This window comes from Vibrio sp. K4, from assembly GCF_051122595.1.
In the GTDB taxonomy this organism is placed as follows: Bacteria; Pseudomonadota; Gammaproteobacteria; order Enterobacterales; family Vibrionaceae; genus Vibrio; species Vibrio owensii.
Genome location: NZ_CP178577.1, coordinates 3,519,889 through 3,538,011, shown reverse-complemented (window position 1 = coordinate 3,538,011; position 18,123 = coordinate 3,519,889). Strand labels below are relative to the sequence as shown.

19 protein-coding genes are annotated in these 18,123 nt (G+C 46.0%); 6 read left to right on the top strand and 13 right to left on the bottom strand.

Going from position 1 to position 18,123, the window contains the following annotated elements; genetic code table 11:
• Positions 1-31: 31 nt before the first annotated feature.
• The 4 genes from ACLIIY_RS15980 to ACLIIY_RS15965 all read right to left on the bottom strand — a co-directional run bounded on the left by ACLIIY_RS15980 (position 32) and on the right by ACLIIY_RS15965 (position 3,023).
• A complete protein-coding gene (locus ACLIIY_RS15980) occupies positions 32-616 on the bottom strand; it encodes a YhgN family NAAT transporter (protein ID WP_005438505.1) in 585 nt (194 codons plus the stop codon).
• Between the two features lie 109 nt (positions 617-725).
• Positions 726-947 carry a YecH family metal-binding protein gene (locus tag ACLIIY_RS15975; protein WP_005438506.1) on the bottom strand — a complete coding sequence of 74 codons (222 nt, stop codon included), beginning with the start codon at positions 945-947 and terminating at the stop codon, positions 726-728.
• A 69-nt stretch (positions 948-1,016) separates the two neighbouring features.
• On the bottom strand, positions 1,017-1,637 hold the full coding sequence (locus tag ACLIIY_RS15970) for a lysoplasmalogenase (protein WP_020197731.1): 621 nt from the start codon (positions 1,635-1,637) through the stop codon (positions 1,017-1,019).
• Positions 1,638-2,657: 1,020 nt separating this feature from the next.
• Positions 2,658-3,023: a hypothetical protein gene (locus ACLIIY_RS15965; RefSeq protein WP_005430355.1), complete on the bottom strand. Its 366-nt coding sequence runs from the start codon at positions 3,021-3,023 to the stop codon at positions 2,658-2,660.
• Positions 3,024-3,263: 240 nt separating this feature from the next.
• Here ACLIIY_RS15965 and ACLIIY_RS15960 point away from each other — a divergent pair, with 240 nt between their 5' ends.
• Positions 3,264-3,593 carry a DUF2500 domain-containing protein gene (locus ACLIIY_RS15960; RefSeq protein WP_005438509.1) on the top strand — a complete coding sequence of 110 codons (330 nt, stop codon included), beginning with the start codon at positions 3,264-3,266 and terminating at the stop codon, positions 3,591-3,593.
• A gap of 1 nt (position 3,594) precedes the next feature.
• Here ACLIIY_RS15960 and ACLIIY_RS15955 read toward each other — a convergent pair whose 3' ends face one another.
• Positions 3,595-4,608, bottom strand: coding sequence for an acyltransferase (locus ACLIIY_RS15955; protein WP_020197733.1), 1,014 nt, complete (start codon positions 4,606-4,608; stop codon positions 3,595-3,597).
• A gap of 250 nt (positions 4,609-4,858) precedes the next feature.
• Between ACLIIY_RS15955 and ACLIIY_RS15950 the strand changes: the two genes are divergently transcribed.
• On the top strand, positions 4,859-5,239 hold the full coding sequence (locus ACLIIY_RS15950) for a cystatin domain-containing protein (RefSeq protein ID WP_038896757.1): 381 nt from the start codon (positions 4,859-4,861) through the stop codon (positions 5,237-5,239).
• 90 nt (positions 5,240-5,329) lie between these two features.
• Here the strand turns inward: ACLIIY_RS15950 and arsJ are convergent, their stop codons facing one another.
• The 6 genes from arsJ to rhtB form a co-directional block, all read right to left on the bottom strand.
• Positions 5,330-6,547: an organoarsenical effux MFS transporter ArsJ gene (gene arsJ / locus ACLIIY_RS15945; RefSeq protein WP_020197735.1), complete on the bottom strand. Its 1,218-nt coding sequence runs from the start codon at positions 6,545-6,547 to the stop codon at positions 5,330-5,332.
• Between the two features lie 258 nt (positions 6,548-6,805).
• Positions 6,806-7,300: a cyclin-dependent kinase inhibitor 3 family protein gene (locus ACLIIY_RS15940; protein WP_038881516.1), complete on the bottom strand. Its 495-nt coding sequence runs from the start codon at positions 7,298-7,300 to the stop codon at positions 6,806-6,808.
• A gap of 11 nt (positions 7,301-7,311) precedes the next feature.
• Complete coding sequence (locus ACLIIY_RS15935) at positions 7,312-8,313, bottom strand: ArsJ-associated glyceraldehyde-3-phosphate dehydrogenase (RefSeq protein ID WP_434527903.1); 1,002 nt, start codon at positions 8,311-8,313, stop codon at positions 7,312-7,314.
• A gap of 27 nt (positions 8,314-8,340) precedes the next feature.
• Positions 8,341-8,676, bottom strand: a complete 336-nt coding sequence (locus tag ACLIIY_RS15930) for a metalloregulator ArsR/SmtB family transcription factor (protein ID WP_009705162.1) — start codon at positions 8,674-8,676, stop codon at positions 8,341-8,343.
• A gap of 102 nt (positions 8,677-8,778) precedes the next feature.
• Positions 8,779-10,002, bottom strand: a complete 1,224-nt coding sequence (locus tag ACLIIY_RS15925; RefSeq protein ID WP_005438532.1) for an EAL and HDOD domain-containing protein — start codon at positions 10,000-10,002, stop codon at positions 8,779-8,781.
• A 28-nt stretch (positions 10,003-10,030) separates the two neighbouring features.
• Entirely contained in the window at positions 10,031-10,645 is a 615-nt protein-coding gene (gene rhtB / locus ACLIIY_RS15920; RefSeq protein ID WP_005430372.1) for a homoserine/homoserine lactone efflux protein, read from the bottom strand.
• Between the two features lie 65 nt (positions 10,646-10,710).
• On the opposite strand from rhtB, the gene ACLIIY_RS15915 reads away from it, so the two are divergent.
• The gene (locus ACLIIY_RS15915) at positions 10,711-11,700 is read left to right on the top strand and encodes an alpha/beta fold hydrolase (RefSeq protein ID WP_122068628.1); all 990 of its coding nucleotides are present in this window, start codon (positions 10,711-10,713) and stop codon (positions 11,698-11,700) included.
• Between the two features lie 171 nt (positions 11,701-11,871).
• Positions 11,872-12,696 (top strand): Cof-type HAD-IIB family hydrolase, encoded by an 825-nt coding sequence (locus tag ACLIIY_RS15910; RefSeq protein WP_005438534.1) that lies wholly within the window; start codon positions 11,872-11,874, stop codon positions 12,694-12,696.
• Between the two features lie 70 nt (positions 12,697-12,766).
• Here ACLIIY_RS15910 and ACLIIY_RS15905 read toward each other — a convergent pair whose 3' ends face one another.
• Positions 12,767-13,237, bottom strand: a complete 471-nt coding sequence (locus ACLIIY_RS15905; RefSeq protein ID WP_033005830.1) for an EVE domain-containing protein — start codon at positions 13,235-13,237, stop codon at positions 12,767-12,769.
• 41 nt (positions 13,238-13,278) lie between these two features.
• On the opposite strand from ACLIIY_RS15905, the gene ACLIIY_RS15900 reads away from it, so the two are divergent.
• Positions 13,279-14,829: a COG3650 family protein gene (locus tag ACLIIY_RS15900; protein ID WP_434527902.1), complete on the top strand. Its 1,551-nt coding sequence runs from the start codon at positions 13,279-13,281 to the stop codon at positions 14,827-14,829.
• Entirely contained in the window at positions 14,829-15,425 is a 597-nt protein-coding gene (locus ACLIIY_RS15895; RefSeq protein ID WP_434527901.1) for a tRNA-uridine aminocarboxypropyltransferase, read from the top strand. Before ACLIIY_RS15900 ends, ACLIIY_RS15895 begins: the two co-directional genes overlap by 1 nt.
• Before the next feature lie 108 nt (positions 15,426-15,533).
• Here the strand turns inward: ACLIIY_RS15895 and ACLIIY_RS15890 are convergent, their stop codons facing one another.
• The gene (locus ACLIIY_RS15890; RefSeq protein WP_434527900.1) at positions 15,534-18,020 is read right to left on the bottom strand and encodes an EAL domain-containing protein; all 2,487 of its coding nucleotides are present in this window, start codon (positions 18,018-18,020) and stop codon (positions 15,534-15,536) included.
• Between the last annotated feature and the right edge of the window lie 103 nt (positions 18,021-18,123).

Sequence of the window (18,123 nt, the reverse complement as noted above, 5' to 3'; positions counted from 1 at the left end):
ACAAGAGCGGCTTTTTTGTATTTGTTTGGCGCTAGCCTAGGTAGCTTTTCACACCATCAAGGAACATTTGGGTAGAAATCATGACCAACAGCAAGCCCATCAATCGCTCGACGGCTTTTAAGCCACGTTCACCCAAAATACGGTGGAAGAAACTGTAGAACATCAAGATAAAGAACGTCGCCCCCCACGCAATCAATACCGCGGCGGAAAGCTCCATAATTTTGTCTGGGTGTTGAGAGGAAAGCAAAAGCAACGCTGCAATCACAGACGGCCCCGCAATCATCGGAATCGCCATCGGCACAATAAACGGCTCTTCGCCCGCCGCAAGCCCGGTAATGCTGCCTGCGCTTGGGAAAATCATCTTAATCGCGATGATAAACAGGATGATACCGCCAGAAATACTCAAGGTTTCAGGCTGAACATGAAGGAAGCTCATGATGCTTTGTCCTGCGAACAAGAACAGCATCAAAATCATCAAAGCGAACAGCAACTCTCGGATCAATACTTTTCTGCGACGCTTCGCATCAAGGTGTTTAAGAATGGAGAGCACAATCGGCAAGTTACCGAGCGGATCCATAATAAGAAACAGCATGGTCGCTGCAGAAAGAATGTCCATGTTCTGACCTCGACGGAAAAATTGGCGGCCAGTATAACAAAGTGATTGAGTGAATATATGGTTGAAGGCGAAATGAATGTATCGCCTTCATTGATGATGGGTGAGCCGCCTAGTGATTACAAACGCGCGCCATATTGACGACAAACTTACCTTCCAGTTCGCGTACTTTTTCACGCTTTAGTAAAAACTCTAGCAATGCATCTAAGTCTAGATCATTCAGCTTGCAGGTATGAAAACGCACTTCACTACCGAAGTGAGCCGCTAGCTCATCACGATTCATTGGGGTTTCACGAAGTAAGTTCAGTAAGTTGTGAGCATGAATTTCAGTCATTATCGACTCCAGTCATTAAATGGAATCCACTCAGTTTACTCAAAACGTAGCCGCTGACTTTGACCTAAGTTAGTAAATGATAGAGGCAACAATAAGTGCATGAGCCAAAAAGTAACTGCCACTCACCCAAACATACGCCCGCTTCATCGGTTTACGATATCCATGTATCGCGTAGGCTAAGGCGGAATAAATCATGACTAGAGTGCCACTAAAGCCGAGAGCGTTGGCAAAACTCGGCACTTGTAACCACACCTCTCCTGCTGCCCAAGCTAGCTGAACCAACATGATCCCCATGATAACAACAGGAAAGACCATAGAATCCAGTTGAGGGAGCAACAAGAAGAAGGCCACGATACTCGCTGCAAGAAGCAAAGCTAACAGCCACCAAACGATGTCACCATTGAGCTGAACCCAGAACGATTTGCTGTAACAGATTTGTGCCAATAGATAACCGGCAAAATAGAGAGGTTTACGAGATTTAAACGAATGGAGGGTATCGGCGAACATTGATACCAATAAGCCACCAGCAATCCAGTAGGTGTGAGGTGCCGAAGCCCCCTCCGTGAGCGCCAGAACCAGCAGCAATAGCAGAGTAAAGATTTTAAATGCCAGAGACTGTGTCGGATTGGCCTGCTTTGCCCCCAACACGGAATATACTCCTGATAGCCCTATCGCTAACCAACTCCACATGCCGATACACCTTTCACGTAATCTCGCCGCTAGTCTAGGTAGACCAATCTTGATGTAAAGACACAATCAGTGAAAGTTGGATCTCGATAGCGAATCACGACGTTTTGTAAACGGATCTTACTCAATTAGTGATTATCGTTTTTCTCACAATTATTGAGCCCAACTATCTGACTTTGAATGTTATGGATAATTTCATCAAAAGACCTAACCTTCAGAAATTGAAAAACAAACCGCCAATCTGTTCGCCATACAACCGTTATGAGCAAATAACCGACACAAAAGCCAGATCTACCACCTCTGACCACTCAGAAAGGTAAAAACACCGTCCCATAACAAGATAAACAACTATTGGCTCAACAATTGTGTAGAGTAAAAATTCAAACAATCACACTTAACTACCTGATATAACAAAGCATAATCCAGAAAAACAATAAAAACCCAACCTTAGCTATTGTGGATTAAAGCTAAACCCTTTTGGTGCTGAGATTTTCTCATTGAATAGGAAAAAGCGAACAAGATGGACGTCCATAAATGTGAGCCTCATTAGCATAAAAGCGAATTTTCTCAACTTTTGAGAAATTCAGTAAAAATAGCCAACCAACCTCCCCACTGACACAAGAAACACTATTTCATCATAAGATTACTCATATTTAACACATAAAAATCATACACTTAAAAGACAAAAGAAGATAAAAACAACAAGTCGAACACTTAAAGAACAGCACAAAAAACACAGTTTTATTAGTCAATTCAGGGTAAAAACACTTAAGTTAAGTGCGAGTTTTGAAAACTTTTCCGCTTTGAAGTTGATCAAAGCTCAAAAACAGTGCTATATTATTTACATCGAGTTCATCAATGATTTTAGGGGTAGTGTTATGATTTCTTCTTCTCAAAAACAAGGGCTGGTAATGATTGCAGTGGTTGTTGGTTTAATGACACTGCCAATGATGTACTAAGTTACTGTTTCCAATAGAAAAGGGACGCTTTCGCGTCCCTTTTTTATTATTCAAATTTTACTGTCTACAAATGCTTAACTAGAATGTCCCAATGCATGTAGTAAAAACCGAGCGCAGCAAGCGTTATCAAGGCCATTAACAAAATCGCCGCTCGCCAAATAAAGCGTGAACTTCTCGGTGTCAGCTCTTTTTCGCATGCATCACATGCCGCTAAAAAGCCTTTTCGATCGTCCAGTTTATAATCCTCTTCGTGAACAACCTTATTCCGCACTGTTGCGATAAAACGCAGCTTTGCTACCACATCATGTGGTAAGCGCTCCTCGCAGCTAGTGATCAATTGATGTAGCCCTTTCCCTTCTGCATGGTATTGCGTGCGCAGAAGTTTTTCGATCGTTCGGGTACGCATGACTACTTTCTCAATATCTGACATCGTAACCCTCCTTACTGACCTTTCCTTTGTCCGTCATTTCATTCTTCTATAAATTTAGAGCTTTTTCGAGCGGTTAGGTGCAAATTTCCTTTTAAATTGTGCTCTTGCACGCATATAAAATGTGAAGTGCGCCGAATAAAATCTACGACACTTTTACTAGATCACGAATAATTTATCTCAACTCATAGTTTAATCAGGGAGTTCTGTAAAATAGGCACCAATGAAACATTGGAGGTTATCATGCCAATCTCACTTATTTTGGCTCTGTTCGCCCTGATCGCACTCGGTGCATGGGCATTTTTCCGCTTCTATAGCAAACATTACTTTGGTGAAGACGCGCCAGAACAAAGCGCGCAAGTGACCATCTTAGACAAGCAAGCCATAGAAGTTCCGGATGCCGAGTTAGGTCAAGACGACCAAGAATATTGGATCTACGTTCAACGTGGCGCTATTGGCCCTAAGCGCGAATTCCAAATCGGTGTGCACTATTACCACGCGCTGAATCCTGGTGATAAAGGCACACTGACCTACCGTGGCGACAAGTTTTTACACTTCGCCCTAAAACGCTAGCCTACGGCAACAGCCAACGAGTCTTGGCGGATTTCGAGAATAGATAACTCATCCCCAAGGCTCCTGCACCACTCAAAACAATCCACACCGGAATCACCCATGCAGGGTGACCTTCATACCAACCAAACGCTTTCATCGGCCACAAGAAGATTGGGTGTAACAAATAAATCCCTAAGCTATGCTGACTAATAAAGCTCACTACTTTTTGTGTCTTCGGAGCCAAACCTTCACCGAAGTAGCGACATAACATAAAGATCATTGATGCCGCTAAAATCACATTCAATGTTTTGTAAGAGAACCAGCGCCCTACGGTGTACTTATCCAATTCCAAACTGTTGGTCACCACCATGGTGAAAGTCACGGCCAAAGCGACTAACCCTAAGCCAGTAAAGATCGAAACGGTAGAACGACTGAGAGGCATCTTTTTAAATAGCACATAGCCGAGCGGCAAATACCCCATGTAAAGCCAGTATTGATTGCTCCAAGGACCATCAATCTTAAACAGGAACAAAGTGCTGGTCAGCAGCCAAACAGCAAGATACGCATAGAGGACGTTATCATCGCAATTGCGGACCACCCATTGGAATAACGGAATAACAAAATAGAGCGGGATAAAGTAGTAGAAGAATCCAAGGTGGTAGTAAGTCGCATGATGTGGGCTATTACCAACGACTTCTTTGACGGTCTCGAAATCAAAACCTTGCGCTGTCCAACCGGATAGATAGGCGTAGAACATCGACCAAACTAAGAAAGGTACCAACACTTTACCCAAACGCCGTTTAACGTAGTACTTGGCATCAAAAGGACGCGTATCACTGAGCATCAGCGCACCAGTGATCAAAATGAATACGGGCACCGCCCAGCGAGTCACACTGTTTACGCCTACCGCTGTCAACCATTGGTCAAATGGAATCACTCCCAACTCATTACGATATGGCGCTAACACATGAATGGCAATCACCGCGACCGCAGCGACACAACGTAATAAGTCGAAAAACAGAACCCTTTCTCTCATACCCTTACCTACTTTGATTGGCTTTACGTCTATAGCATAGGGTAATTTTCATCCAGTTAAATAGTTAACAATCTGTTTTTGCTTATTTTTAACTCAGCGATGACGCACCAATATCATTGATTTGCACAATGGTTAGCGATAAATCCTATTGTACAAATAGGATCAGCACCCCTAAGCTTTCTCGGATATGAAACAGATTTAACCGTTTTATTCCATTAGGATGCTGGACAGATTATTAAGAGAGGTCTTTATGAAGAAAACATTATTAGCGTCACTGGTTTGTGTAGTGGCTTTAGCTGGATGTAATCAAAAGGAAGAGACCGTGGCACCAACACAATCGCAACCGGAAGCGAACCCTATCTGCAGCGCTGAAAACCTTGCTGGCGGCTGGTCACAAGGTGAAGTAACACCTGAAGCTCAGCAAGCACTCGACTTTGTACTTGGTCAGATGAATACCGCGGCTAAGCTAAAAGAGATCTTAAGCGTACGAACTCAAGTAGTGAATGGTCTTAACTACGCCATTGAATTCGAAATGGACAATGGTGAAGTATGGAACACCATCGTTTACCGCTCACTGAAAGGTGATATGGAAATGACGCAACCTGCACAACAAGGTCGTCTTTGCCCATAAACAAAACTCGCTGATTTGCGATACTGAATCGTAAAAACAAAAATGGCTCCCAATATGGAGCCATTTTTTATTTCTAACTCGTAAGCCGATTTAAGCCGTAGCCACTTTGGCCTTTGGTAGCTTGATAGAAATTAGCGTTGTTAGTGCTAAGAAAGCAAATGACACCCACAAACATGCCGCTAGACCCGCTTCTTGGTAAATCCAACCAGACAGAACCGTACCGATCAAACGTCCCATTGCATTCGCCATATAGTAGAAGCCGACATCCAGTGATACTCCATCGCCTTTCGCATAACTAACGATCAGGTAAGAGTGCAGAGATGAGTTCACCGCAAACACAGCGCCGAAAATCATCAAGCCCACCACAATAACAAGCTCTGGTTGCCAACCGATTTGCACGCCATAAGCAATCGCACCAGTGATGACAGCAAGGATACCTGCCCAAATTAATGCCGCGCTGCCATCTGGCACTCGACCTTGCGCTTTACCGGTAATACGAGGCGCAAAACCTTGAACGAATCCGTAAGCAATCACCCAAGCCGCCAAGAAGCCCCCCACCATCAGGTGATCCCAACCAAACACGCTGCCAAGATAAATCGGGAGTGCAACAACAAACCACACATCACGAGCGCCAAATAGGAACATACGTGCAGCGGAAAGAATGTTCACCGATTCTGACTTAGAGAAAATCTGACGGAACTTAGGTTTGCTCTTCGCCTTACCCATATCCGCTTCTAGCCAGATCAAGCTGCATACAAACACAACAGCCAGCACACTGGCCATGATGACCATCGAAGTTTGGAAACCAAACGCCGACAACAGCAAACCACCAACGAAGAAGCCCGCACCTTTCAGCGCATTCTTCGAGCCCGTTAAGATCGCAACCCACTTATAAAGTGCACCTTGCTGCTCGTCTGGCACCAAAGTTTTGATCGCGCTCTTGGCACTCATCTTATTTAAGTCTTTGGCAATGCCTGAAATTGCCTGCGCCGCCATTACCCAAGGAATGGTCAACCAAGCATTGGGCACTGCCAACATCAGCAAGGCAAAAATCTGCATCCCTAAGCCGACGTTCATGGTTTTGTTCAAACCAAGTCGAGCACCTAGCCAGCCACCAACCAAGTTGGTCACTACGCCAAAAAATTCATAGAAAAGGAACAGCGAAGCAATGGCTAAGCTTGAGTAGCCTAAGTCATGGAAGTAAAGCACCACCAGCATACGGAGTGCACCATCCGTCACAGTGAAGTTCCAATAGTTGAACGTCACCAGCATATACTGACGGATACTTTTACTTAGTTTTGAAATCATAACGACCTCAGATGTACAGCGTTTAGAGCATTTAGATCATGATGTTCCAAATGCTCTATGACCTGAACACCAGCATTGAGCCATCTCAGTACTGGCGCTAAATTGTGAAACAAGAACTGATGAGGAATTTAAATATTATTTATTAATAAACAATAATTTAAATACAAAACCAATAAACAAGAATCACATAAATTGGTAAGCCATTACGGCATAAAGAGAGCTTTTAGATCATGATGTTCCAAAAGCCCGATAAGCTGATCAAGCGTTTTGAGCCACACGCTCGATGTACTCAACTTGTACTGGCTTTGTGAAAGCACCAGGACGCAGCGCTTGCACTTCACGTACGATGTCTTCTAGCGCCCAATCTTTCTCTAGCAGTAGGTGCGCAGCGAACAAACCTGTGCGACCAGAGCCACCCATACAGTGCATTGCAACCTTGCCACCTTGAGCAAGAATCGCGTGCAGTTCAGGACTCGCTTGTGACCATTTTGCCGCGAACTCTTCGCCCGGAGCACAGTCATCTTCAATCTCAATTTGGAACCATTTCATGCCCAGTTGTTGAGTCAATTCACCCAACGCAGACACGTCTTTTGCTGCTAATTCAGCGTTATCAAGTGCAGTAACAATCGCTTCTACGCCTTGTGCTTTTAGCTGCTCTAACGAAGCTTGCAGTTCAACACCTTTGGTACCAGGACATGGAGTCAGTACTAAAGCGCCCGTTTCTAAATCTAATTGCCATGTAGGATGAGACATCTTAAAACTCCTTATGCCATACCAACGTTACGAACCAATTCTGCAGTACGCGTCGCGTAACCCATTTCGTTATCGTACCAAGCGTAAATCTTCACCATACGAGAACCCACAACCATGGTTGATTGCGCATCAACGATCGTTGAACGTTGGTCGCCTTTGTAATCGATAGAAACCAACGGACGCTCTTCAAAACCAAGGATGCCTTTTAGCTCGCCTTCAGAAGCTTCTTTCAGTAGTGCGTTAACCTCTTCAACCGTGGTGTCACGTTTCACATCAAAAATGATGTCAGTAAGTGAGGCGTTTGCTAGAGGAACACGAACCGCGTGACCGTTAATCTTGTCTTTCAACTCAGGGAAGATTTCAACAATCGCTTTTGCACTGCCCGTTGTGGTCGGGATTAGGCTCATGCCACATGCACGTGCACGACGTAGGTCTTTGTGCGGCGCATCCAGAATCGTTTGTGTGTTAGTTAAATCGTGAATCGTTGTGAATGACGATTGTTCAATGCCCAGTTTCTCGTGAATCACTTTCACTACTGGTGCAATACAGTTCGTTGTACAAGACGCTGCGGTTACGATGCGGTGCTGCGCTGGGTCGAAGATGTGGTCGTTCACACCCACGACGATGTTAGCTACGCCGTCTTCTTTTACTGGTGCGCTAACAACAACACGTTTTACGCCTTGTTCTAGGTATTTGTTTAGGAATGAGGTTTTGCGATGAACGCCCGTTGCTTCAATCACAACATCACATTGACCCCAGTTCACAGCATCGATATCACGCTCTTGTGAAGTCGTGATGCGCTTACCGTTGATCACCATGTCTGTGCCTTCAACTTGCACTTCATGGTTCCAACGACCTTGAACTGAATCGAACTCAAGTAAGTGGCCAAGCGTCGCTGCATCACCCGCTACATCGTTGATGTGTACGAACTCTAGCTCTGGCCAATCAAACGCTGCGCGTAATGCCAAACGACCAATTCGACCGAAACCGTTAATACCTACTTTAATCGTCATAATCTTCTACCTTTAAGCTTTCGCTGGTTAACAGCACGCTGCACGAGCTTTGTCTTGCAAACGTGAAATATCGTCTTGGTACTCTTGCTTTAAGCAGTTCGAGGCCACCAAGTCATCAATCAATTTTTGCATCCATCCCGGTAATTGATCTGACAGCTCGTAGTACACCCATTGCCCCTGGCGTTTATCAACTAAAATACCATTTGATCTTAGCTGAGCCAGATGGCGAGAAATCTTTGGTTGGCTTTCTTGTAGCGCATGAGCTAAATCACCAACACAGGTTTCCCCTTCACGAACCACCAGCATTAAGCAACGCACACGAGTCTCGTCGGAAAGAAGTTTGAAGAACTGATGTGGAAGCATACTTACATACCTATATATGGATATGCGTATATGGTTATTTAAAAATAGGATGCCGTCAAGCGATCGTGCTCGACTGTAATAAAAGTTTAATATTTGATCAGATTAGGCGCCAGAAAAGGTCTGACTCCAGCGAACGGCTTCGCCAAGTTCAGACTTCACGTCATCGACAGAAAGACCGAGTTGCTGGGAGAATTGCTCCACGCCTGCCCAGTCTGCACGCTCGTAGCACTCTTCAATTGCCAGTAACGCGCCGTATTCACCTTGGCGATGCAACAAAGCTTGCTGCACGGAAGGACTTAACGGTAACTGGCCAACTAAAGATTCGACAGACAAATCGAGCATGGCATCGAGAATCGACAACAAGCCAACCATAAAACCCTGCTCGTTGAGATGCGAAAGAGGTTGATAGCGCGACATGGCTTCGCAGAATTGAGCGCGCTGCAAAGATAAGTTGTACAACTCACGCGGCTTCTTACTGGAGATATAAGACGCCACCACCAGCGAGACAAACATTTTGAGCTTCTCTTGCCCAAGGTAAATCAAAGCTTGGCGGAATGAAGTAATGGTCACTTCTAGCGTGGTCGATTGCGTGTTTACAAAACGCAGTAACTTGTAAGACAGCGTGACATCTTGAGTAATGATGTTTTCAATCCGATCGAAGTCAGGATCGGGAACACACACTTCTCTAAATAACTTAAGCGCCAGTACTTGCTCGGGGCTCACGTATTTAGTCTGCATCACTTCCGGCTTACTGAAGAAGTAGCCTTGGAAGAATTTAAAGCCCGCCTCTTTGGTCGCTTCAAACTCAGCTTCGGTTTCGACCCGCTCAGCCAAGAAGTGGTATTTGGTGCGCTTTTTGGTGTGCTTCTTAACTAAATCGCACGCATTTTTCAGCCCCATCGCCATGATGTCGAGTTTCACGATATGAACATAAGGCAGAAAACGACGCCATTCGTCAGTCAAAGTGAAATCATCGAGCGCGATCAAGTAGCCTTCACGGTACAGTTCACGAATGGCTTCAAGCAGTTCATCGGTTGGTTGGCAGGTTTCGAGTACCTCAACCACGATTTTGTTTTTCGGCAAGCTTCTTGGCAGCCGACGCAACAAACTTTGGTGAGGAAAATTGATGAAGCATCGCGAAGATGCAATCAGAGGGTTGGTTCCGACAGAGAGAAAGTTCTCTACTATCAATCGGTATGTCGCCCTGTTTGAATCGATGTGTGCAGGATAGGCATTACTTTCACCATCACGGAACAACAACTCATATCCCAGCGTCTGTCTTTTTCGATTAAAGATAGGCTGGCGGGCGACATACGCATTTTTCATTCGAAATTATTGTGCTTTTTATAATTTGTTACTTAGCTGCCGCTAATAATGCACCACATCCCATGAACATTGAACCGAATACTTTATTAATTTTGCCCATGATCTTATCTGAGCGAATAAAGCGCCCCATTTGTGCAGCCAAACTGGTGTAACCCAGCATCACAAACGCATCAATGGTTACTGTGGTCACACCCAATACCAATAGCTGCGTCAACTGGTCTTTCGCCGGGTCGATAAACTGTGGAAACAGTGCCACCAAGAAGACGATCGATTTTGGGTTTGTCAGGTTAATAAGAATGGCTTTGTACAACAGAGAAGTACCTGACATGGCTTTGTGGCTCTCGGTTGCAACCAAGCCGGACGTATCACGCCACTTTTGAATGCCAAGCCACACAAGGTAAGCCGCACCCACCCACTTGATCACGGTAAATGCCGTTGCCGATTGCGCGACCAACGCACCGATACCAGCACCAACCAGAGCAATATGAATCGCCAAACCGATTTGTAAACCAACGATAGCACCCAATGACTTGCGCGTACCGTAACTCAAACCATTGCTGATTGAGTTGACGGTACCAGATCCCGGAGCCAGACTAAAAACGATTGCTGTTACCACATAGGCTAACCAAACGTGGGTATCCATTGCATTTCCTCAATAATTCTTCGATGATACATCGCGTAAACAACGTATCTTCAGGTAATCGACTAATGGCTATTAACCATTCACCTTTGACTTATACTCAAGAGACTTTATTTGAGCAAGCAATAGGTGGTCCGATCGCAGCACTTTGGCAAGAACGCCAAGAAGGCTTTGTAAAAGGGACAGAGAAAAAGAAAATCTACTGGTGCAAACTCACCAATCCTGAGCACACAAAAGCCGTGCTGATCGTTAACGGTCGCATTGAAGCTTCCTGGAAATACCAAGAACTGTTCTACGACCTGTACCGACAGGGTTATGACGTGTATTCGTTTGACCACCGAGGACAAGGTTTATCAGATCGCCTAATTCCAGACTCAGACATGGGTCACGTCTATGACTTTAATGATTACATTGAAGATATGGAATTGGTGCTGCAGCAACTTGATTTAAGCGGATACCAACAGCGCTTTATCATTGCCCACTCTATGGGCGGCGCGATCGCCACACGCTACCTGCAAACGCATCCAGAACATAACTTTAATGGTTTGATTCTGAGTTCCCCAATGTTTGGTATTAACCTACCGTGGTATCTCAGCCCTATCGCGATTCCGGTCAGCCAAATCTTAGCGGCAGTTTCGACAAAACCTAGCTATGCTCCGGGACATAAGGCGTATTACACAAAACCGTTTGAAGATAACCCCCTTAGCCAAAGCTACGATCGTTATCATTGGTTCCGTGGTTTATACAACGACAAACCCGAACTACAAGTCGGTGGGCCAAGCACTCGCTGGGTTTGGCAAGGTTTAATGGCTGCTAAGCAATGTATTTTGCTGACACGCCAAATTAAAGTTCCGGTTTTATTGGTTCAGTCAGGTAACGATCGCATTGTGAGTAACGCCGCGCAGCAACGCTTTATCGATAAGCTAAGTAAGACCAACCCCAATGCCAGCCTAGTTTCGATAGCTGGTGCAGAGCACGAAATTTTGTTCGAAAAAGACCAGTATCGTAACCAAGCTCTGGACGCTGTCTTTTCCTTTATGCGTGCTCAAAGCGCATAAAATGAATTAAAGAGGAAATACGAGGTCTGCGATTTACCCTCTTTTTCCTCCTTATTTTGGCGTAAACTTCATCATGTTCCCCGCACTCGGAGCAGTACGACCTAGTCAATCTACTGCGCTCCGTGTGCAATCAACCTGTTCTACTCTATCCGAACCGTTTACGAGGGCTTCATGAGCACATCGCTACCTTGCAAAGAGATCACTAAAATCGTTGCCTCAGATCTGGATGGCACTTTACTCGCACCAAACCACCAGCTAAGCGCTTACTCGAAAGAGACGCTCAAAGCGCTGCATGAACAAGGCTACACATTTGTCTTTGCAACGGGTCGCCACCACGTAGACGTCGCAAGCATTCGTCGCACGGTAGGTATTCCGGCTTACATGATCACTTCAAACGGCGCTCGTGTGCATGACCAGAATGATCAAGAGATGTACAGCCAGAACGTACCGGAAGATTTGGTGCAGCCAGTGATCGACACGATCAAAACGGATCCTGAAATACTTATCCACATGTACCAAAACGACGACTGGTTGCTGAACAAAGACGACGAACAACTGCGTGATTTCCACGAAGAGTTCACTTACAAGTTGTACGACCAAGACAATGCGCCAACAGACGGCATTGCAAAAGTTTTCTTCACCCACCCAGCGCAAGACCATGAGCATCTTGTTACCTTCGAAACGAAGCTGCGTGAACAGTTTGGCGATCGACTAAACATCGCATTCTCAACACCTTGGTGTCTGGAAGTAATGAGTGCGGGTGTTTCTAAAGGTGATGCTCTAAAAGCAGTGGCAGAATCAATTGGTTTGACGCTAGAAAACACCATTGCGTTTGGTGACGGCATGAACGACGTAGAAATGCTATCGATGGCGGGTAAAGGTTTGGTAATGGGCACCTCTCACGAGAAAGTGATGAAAGCACTACCAAACAATGAAGTGATCGGCAGCAACGCCGACGATGCGGTTGCACACTACCTGCAAGATCATCTGCTATAACCTGTATTGGCTACCAACAGCAGGTTATCGGCAAAATCACAAAGGGCTGCACTATGCAGCCCTTTTTCTTTTATCGTTGACTCGGCAGTTTCTCTTTGCCGAGGATTGCTTGCCACTCTTCTTCGCTCACCGGCATGATCGATAAGCGATTGCCGCGTTTCACTAATGGCATGTTTTCTAACTCTGGCATCGCCTTCATAACCGATAACGGAATTAAGCGTTCAGTTTTACGTACAAACTCAATATCCACCATGATCCAACGCGGATTGTCTGGGTCGGATTTCGGATCGTAGTAATCGCTCTCAAGGTCAAACTGGAAATGATCGGGATACGCTTCACGGGTCACTTTGGCAATACCAGCCACACCTACGTTCTTACAAGAAGAGTGGTAAATCAGCACCAAGTCGCCCAATTTGACTTGGTCACGCATCATATTACGCGCCTGATAATTACGAACTCCCTCCCAACATGAAACCTTTTGGGTTCGAAGCGTGTCAATAGAAAAGGTATCTGGTTCTGTTTTAAATAACCAATATGCCATAATGCCATCCGATGCAGATTGAGTAATGAGGAAGATATAACATGAAGGCTTTGAAAAACCCAGTGGCATTAGCCACACTGCTGGTGCTGCAAGCATGTAGCATGCAACCACAGCAGTCCGATGCAGACGCCCCAACGACTCCGCCTGCGTCCTTAGATAAGCCAGAAACCATCTTACCTCAAACCTTTATGCTGCGTGGTGAAGTCGTGATTGGGCATGAAAGCCAGTACATCACACCTTGTGGCAGCGACAAACAATACTGGCTGCAACTGTCACCACAACAGGTGCAACGAGCCATCGCATTAACCAATCAGCCTTATCAAACCATGTATGGAGAAGTGATTGGTCACCTCAATCCTCCTGGTGTTGATGGTTTCTCTGCAGATTTCGACGCGAACTTCGTGGTAGAACAAGTGAACTTCCTCACCACAGAAAACCCACAACGCTGCAAACAAACCAGTAAACCAACACGAGTTTTCGGTAACGAGCCATCATGGTCAGCCAGCTTTGAAGGCAACACACTCAAGTTCCAGCAAATGGGCAAGTCGACACAAACGCTCGAAATCGACAGCAGCAAACTGCAACCTCGCCAACGTACCTACCAACTTAACGATGGTGAACTGCGCATGACCGAGAACTTGTGTTCAGATACCATGAGCAACTCTCTCTACGGCTGGAAAGCGACACTAGAGCATGACGATAAAACCTACCAAGGTTGCGGTATGGCGGCCAACGTAGATTCAACACTCGAGTGGGTGAACACTTACGTGGCAACATCAACCCAATCGCAAGGGTTCGAAGTGCAGATGACACTCAACAGCGACCACAGTGCCATCACCAAATACAGCTATTCAGACGGGCAACCGCCATTGATTGAACGCGGCTACTGGCAACAACTGAGCCCATCGCAAGTACAAGTATTGATGACTCACCACCAGCAACAACGCTTAATGACCGAGCGCCTATTTACTCGCGAAGGCAACCAGCTGAAAGCAGTCAAAGAGAAAGTGGGCAATTTGGTTTATCCTATTGCCGATGGCGGCTTAGTGCTATACCCAGCAACAGTGCGTAACTCAGGTATTGAACAAGCGGCTCCTGAACGCGGTAGTGCGCCAATTGCAGCTGCGGACATTCCATCCAGTGCCGAATTTAATTCAAAAGTGGATGCGGCGGTACGTAACTACTTTTTCATTAATCAAACCAACCCAAGCAATAACCAATACCGTTGGCTGACCTATGATCTGAATGGCGATGGTGATGAAGAATTACTGGTGCAACTTGATTGGTGTGGTTCTGGCGGTTGTACTCTACTCGTCTTCGAAAACTACGAAAAAGAGTGGCGTTTCAACAGCCGTATGACGCTAGTACAAAGCCCAATTATGCTTGGTCAACAAACCTCGCACGGCTGGCGTGACCTGATTTTCAATGTCAGCGGCGGTGGTGCAACACCGGGACAACACGTGATGCAATACACAGGCGTGAGCTACCCAATCAACCCAAGCTTGGCGCCAAAAGCGAGCAAAGAGCAAGTCAGCGGCGTGCGTCTGTTCTCAGATGGTATCAGCCCTGTTCGTGATGGAGTGCGCTTGTAATGGCGCTACCTTGTCCACATTGTGGCTTCCAGTTCAACTGCATCTGTTCATTGCTGCCTAAGTTAAACAGTGAACATACGCTGATGCTGTTGATGCACCCCAATGAACTGACGCGCGATACCAACACTGGCAAACTGCTCGCTCAGTGCCAACTGAATGTCACTCAAGTCGTTTGGGATCGTAAAACGCCACCAACAGAGTTGTTAGAAACACTAGCGAATCCAAGCCTGCTGCCAGTACTGCTATTCCCAAGTGAAGAAAGCCTAACGCTTGAACAAGTGCAGCAACAAAGTACCGAGCAAGACAGACAACCGTTGTACATCATTCTTGATGCGACTTGGCAAGAAGCACGCAAGATGATCAATAAAAGCCGTTGGCTAGAAGGCGTCGCGATGATGGGCTTAACCACTCAAGCCGATTCCCAATATCAACTGCGCCGCAACCAACAAGAAGGCAACTTATGTACCTTTGAAGTAGCTGCGCAATTGCTGGGGCAACTCGGTGAAGAGCAAAACCAGCAACAGATGCAGGACTTCTTCGAGCAATACCTTCCTCGTTTCCAAGCCGAGAAAAGTGGTCATGAGTTCAAAGCCTAGCGCTCTTAAGAATCAAAAAACGCAGCTTTAACGCTGCGTTTTTTATTGGCTGCTGTTTCACGTGAAACAAAACTCCAGGGCACTTAAGCATAATTAGAGCAAAGCACATTAAAACAAACGTGTCGGCTCACCTAAGTAATAACCTTGCAGATAGTCCACACCCATGTCCTGCGCAATGTCGCACACCTCTTTATTGTGCACGAACTCCGCGACGGTCTTGGCATTAAACACCTGACACAAACGCACTAACTGCGAAGCAATCTTGCGCTGTTTTTGGTCTTTGTCGATGTAGCGAATCAAGCTGCCATCGAGCTTAATCACTTCAGGCTCTAACTTGAGAATCTCATCAATATTGGAGTAACCCGAACCAAAGTCATCAACAATAATGCGAGCCCCTAAATTTCTAAAGTGGCTGCACACCTCAATCATTCGGCCGTAGTCTTTAATCTGTTCCGACTCCAACACTTCCAAACCAATCCGTCTTGGGTCGTTCAGTTGGGTAATTGCATGTTCAAGCAACATCAAGGTTTTATCGCTGAGTAAATCCTGAGGTGACAAATTAATTGAGAAGTCGCCTTGTTTGTCCCTCATGTAGTTGAGCGTCGAGCGAATCATGTGACGACTCAAACGCGTGTACAAATGCGTATCAGAAATGATGGGTAAGAAACGCCCCGGCGCAATGATGCTGCCATCCTCTTCCATGATGCGTACCAAACACTCTTGGCTCGCAGGACGATGGTTATAAGCGTGCACAATTGGCTGGCTGTAGGTAATAATGTTCTGCTTGAGAATGGCGCGGCTCACACAGCTTAGCCAACCCAACTGCTCTTTTCGCACATCTTCATTGACCTCAATATCTTTGGCATTACAGATGTGAGTATTACTGCGCACCCCAGCTCTTCGCGCCTCGATGCCTTTGAGGAGCAATTCATCTGGCGATGCCGTTGGAAAATCACGACGGCTAACTAAGCCACCACACAATGAAATCGAAAGGTAATCAATGTCTCGTAGGCCACTTGGCTCAAAGTTGGTTTGCTCAACCGCATCAGCAAAGCGAGTGAAGTGTTGCTTAATCATTTCACTGCTTCCGTCAGCTTTGAATAAGAACGCCCACTCACCGACACCAATGCTATAAAGTTGCAGCGCGGCCGGTTTACCAAGACGTTTGCGCAGGCGATTGCTAAAGTGCATCGACAAGTCTTTCAGCAGTTGGTCGCCAACGCGATAACCGTACTTTTCGTTGATATGGCTAAAGTTAAGCAGTTTGAGCGTCAGTAAATGCTCATCGGTATCAATGCTGATCAAACGCTCTTGCAGCGCAACACGATTTTGTAATCCTGTGCGGCTATCTCGGCGGAAGCTCTGTTCTAGTTTTTTCGCTTGGCGATCGAGTTGATACCCCATATGAGCGTTCATGTTATTTAGGTCGCCAATCGCATTGCGGATCAGGCTAAACAAGGGAGAGATTGAAGTGCTCACTTCTTGCTGTGGCATGTTAAGCGCAGTAACTTCATCCCCTTCACGCATCGCTAAGTAAGTCAGGCTATGGTGCAGAATTTCTTGTTGGTGATTCTCGCCATACAACTCACCCATGCAGTAACTACCCGACGTGTGGGAAATGTCCGTGAAGGCACGAACTTCATCACTGCTATCAATAAAATCAAGTCGCGATGCGCAGTTATAAATCATCACAGCTTCAGGCTGATGCATGGAAAGCTCCACCACCCCATGGCGAACTTGCTCAAGCGTTAACGAAGGATGGTTGTAACAGAACTGCACTTCATCACCCAAGCACCAAGGGCGATCGAAGCTCATGCTGCCGTCGGGATGGATTTCCGTCACGGCACACACCTCTTTGCGCCCAATGGATTCGCGATAAAGTGGAAAATTCAGCAGTTGACTAAGCGTCAGGTCGTGCCCGTCAGCAAGATAGTGCTTGTAGACTTCCAACGCTTTTCGCTCTCCTAGACGATACAAACGCGTCCCTTTGGCGTGAGTAACCTTGTGCGGCATACCAATTGGGTTCCACTCAGAATATGCACTCGTCCATGTTTTCAAGGTATCGCTGTGCAAGGCAACCGCGACAACCGCTTCGTCATAAACTTGGTCTTGATGCAGAACCCAACAACCGTCATCTATGGTTTGAGCCAAACCGCCAGAAACCTTCGGACCGTCGGCATCAAATACGCGATACACCGGATAATCACGGCGTTCGATTTGGACAGAAAAGCTAATAATGGCTTTGGAGTTATCTTGCAGTTGTAAAGCTTGCTTGAGATCGTAGCCATCGATATCTGGCGAGAAGGAATAATGCTGAACCGCAGACGTGAGTGTGGTTTGTTCAAACTCCATCACACACACTAAGCAGCCATGGTTGATGATTTCACCTTCCAAGATAACGTGACGGGTGCTGTGACCGATGATATGCGTGTTGGGTAATCTTTCGAGTATTGCCCGTGCGAGCGAGACGGCGGAGTCGCGTGATTGGGTGGATAAGAGTTGCACCAGATAACGTTTATCTGCACAACACTGAAAAGTGACTAAAAAGTCATTAAGCTGATCCACATTTTGAACCAGTTGAGAGAATGCTCGCATTTACCCTACCACTGCCGTCATCAAGCCACACCACATGAAAGTGGTCTTATTATTTTACTTTGATGAGAGTAATTTACGTGGCTTTAGGCGGCTTTTCTAGGGT

What these genes read in the sequence shown, in the direction of transcription:
- ACLIIY_RS15930 (WP_009705162.1), bottom strand. Translation starts at nt 8,676, where the DNA reads ATGCTTCCACATCAGTTCTTCAAACTTCTTTCCGACGAGACTCGTGTG.
- ACLIIY_RS15980 (WP_005438505.1), bottom strand. Translation starts at nt 616, where the DNA reads ATGGACATTCTTTCTGCAGCGACCATGCTGTTTCTTATTATGGATCCG.
- ACLIIY_RS15955 (WP_020197733.1), bottom strand. Translation starts at nt 4,608, where the DNA reads ATGAGAGAAAGGGTTCTGTTTTTCGACTTATTACGTTGTGTCGCTGCG.
- ACLIIY_RS15965 (WP_005430355.1), bottom strand. Translation starts at nt 3,023, where the DNA reads ATGTCAGATATTGAGAAAGTAGTCATGCGTACCCGAACGATCGAAAAA.
- ACLIIY_RS15905 (WP_033005830.1), bottom strand. Translation starts at nt 13,237, where the DNA reads ATGGCATATTGGTTATTTAAAACAGAACCAGATACCTTTTCTATTGAC.
- ACLIIY_RS15900 (WP_434527902.1), top strand. Translation starts at nt 13,279, where the DNA reads ATGAAGGCTTTGAAAAACCCAGTGGCATTAGCCACACTGCTGGTGCTG.
- ACLIIY_RS15975 (WP_005438506.1), bottom strand. Translation starts at nt 947, where the DNA reads ATGACTGAAATTCATGCTCACAACTTACTGAACTTACTTCGTGAAACC.
- ACLIIY_RS15890 (WP_434527900.1), bottom strand. Translation starts at nt 18,020, where the DNA reads ATGCGAGCATTCTCTCAACTGGTTCAAAATGTGGATCAGCTTAATGAC.
- rhtB (WP_005430372.1), bottom strand. Translation starts at nt 10,645, where the DNA reads ATGGATACCCACGTTTGGTTAGCCTATGTGGTAACAGCAATCGTTTTT.
- arsJ (WP_020197735.1), bottom strand. Translation starts at nt 6,547, where the DNA reads ATGATTTCAAAACTAAGTAAAAGTATCCGTCAGTATATGCTGGTGACG.
- ACLIIY_RS15950 (WP_038896757.1), top strand. Translation starts at nt 4,859, where the DNA reads ATGAAGAAAACATTATTAGCGTCACTGGTTTGTGTAGTGGCTTTAGCT.
- ACLIIY_RS15935 (WP_434527903.1), bottom strand. Translation starts at nt 8,313, where the DNA reads ATGACGATTAAAGTAGGTATTAACGGTTTCGGTCGAATTGGTCGTTTG.
- ACLIIY_RS15970 (WP_020197731.1), bottom strand. Translation starts at nt 1,637, where the DNA reads ATGTGGAGTTGGTTAGCGATAGGGCTATCAGGAGTATATTCCGTGTTG.
- ACLIIY_RS15895 (WP_434527901.1), top strand. Translation starts at nt 14,829, where the DNA reads ATGGCGCTACCTTGTCCACATTGTGGCTTCCAGTTCAACTGCATCTGT.
- ACLIIY_RS15915 (WP_122068628.1), top strand. Translation starts at nt 10,711, where the DNA reads ATGGCTATTAACCATTCACCTTTGACTTATACTCAAGAGACTTTATTT.
- ACLIIY_RS15910 (WP_005438534.1), top strand. Translation starts at nt 11,872, where the DNA reads ATGAGCACATCGCTACCTTGCAAAGAGATCACTAAAATCGTTGCCTCA.
- ACLIIY_RS15940 (WP_038881516.1), bottom strand. Translation starts at nt 7,300, where the DNA reads ATGTCTCATCCTACATGGCAATTAGATTTAGAAACGGGCGCTTTAGTA.
- ACLIIY_RS15960 (WP_005438509.1), top strand. Translation starts at nt 3,264, where the DNA reads ATGCCAATCTCACTTATTTTGGCTCTGTTCGCCCTGATCGCACTCGGT.
- ACLIIY_RS15925 (WP_005438532.1), bottom strand. Translation starts at nt 10,002, where the DNA reads ATGAAAAATGCGTATGTCGCCCGCCAGCCTATCTTTAATCGAAAAAGA.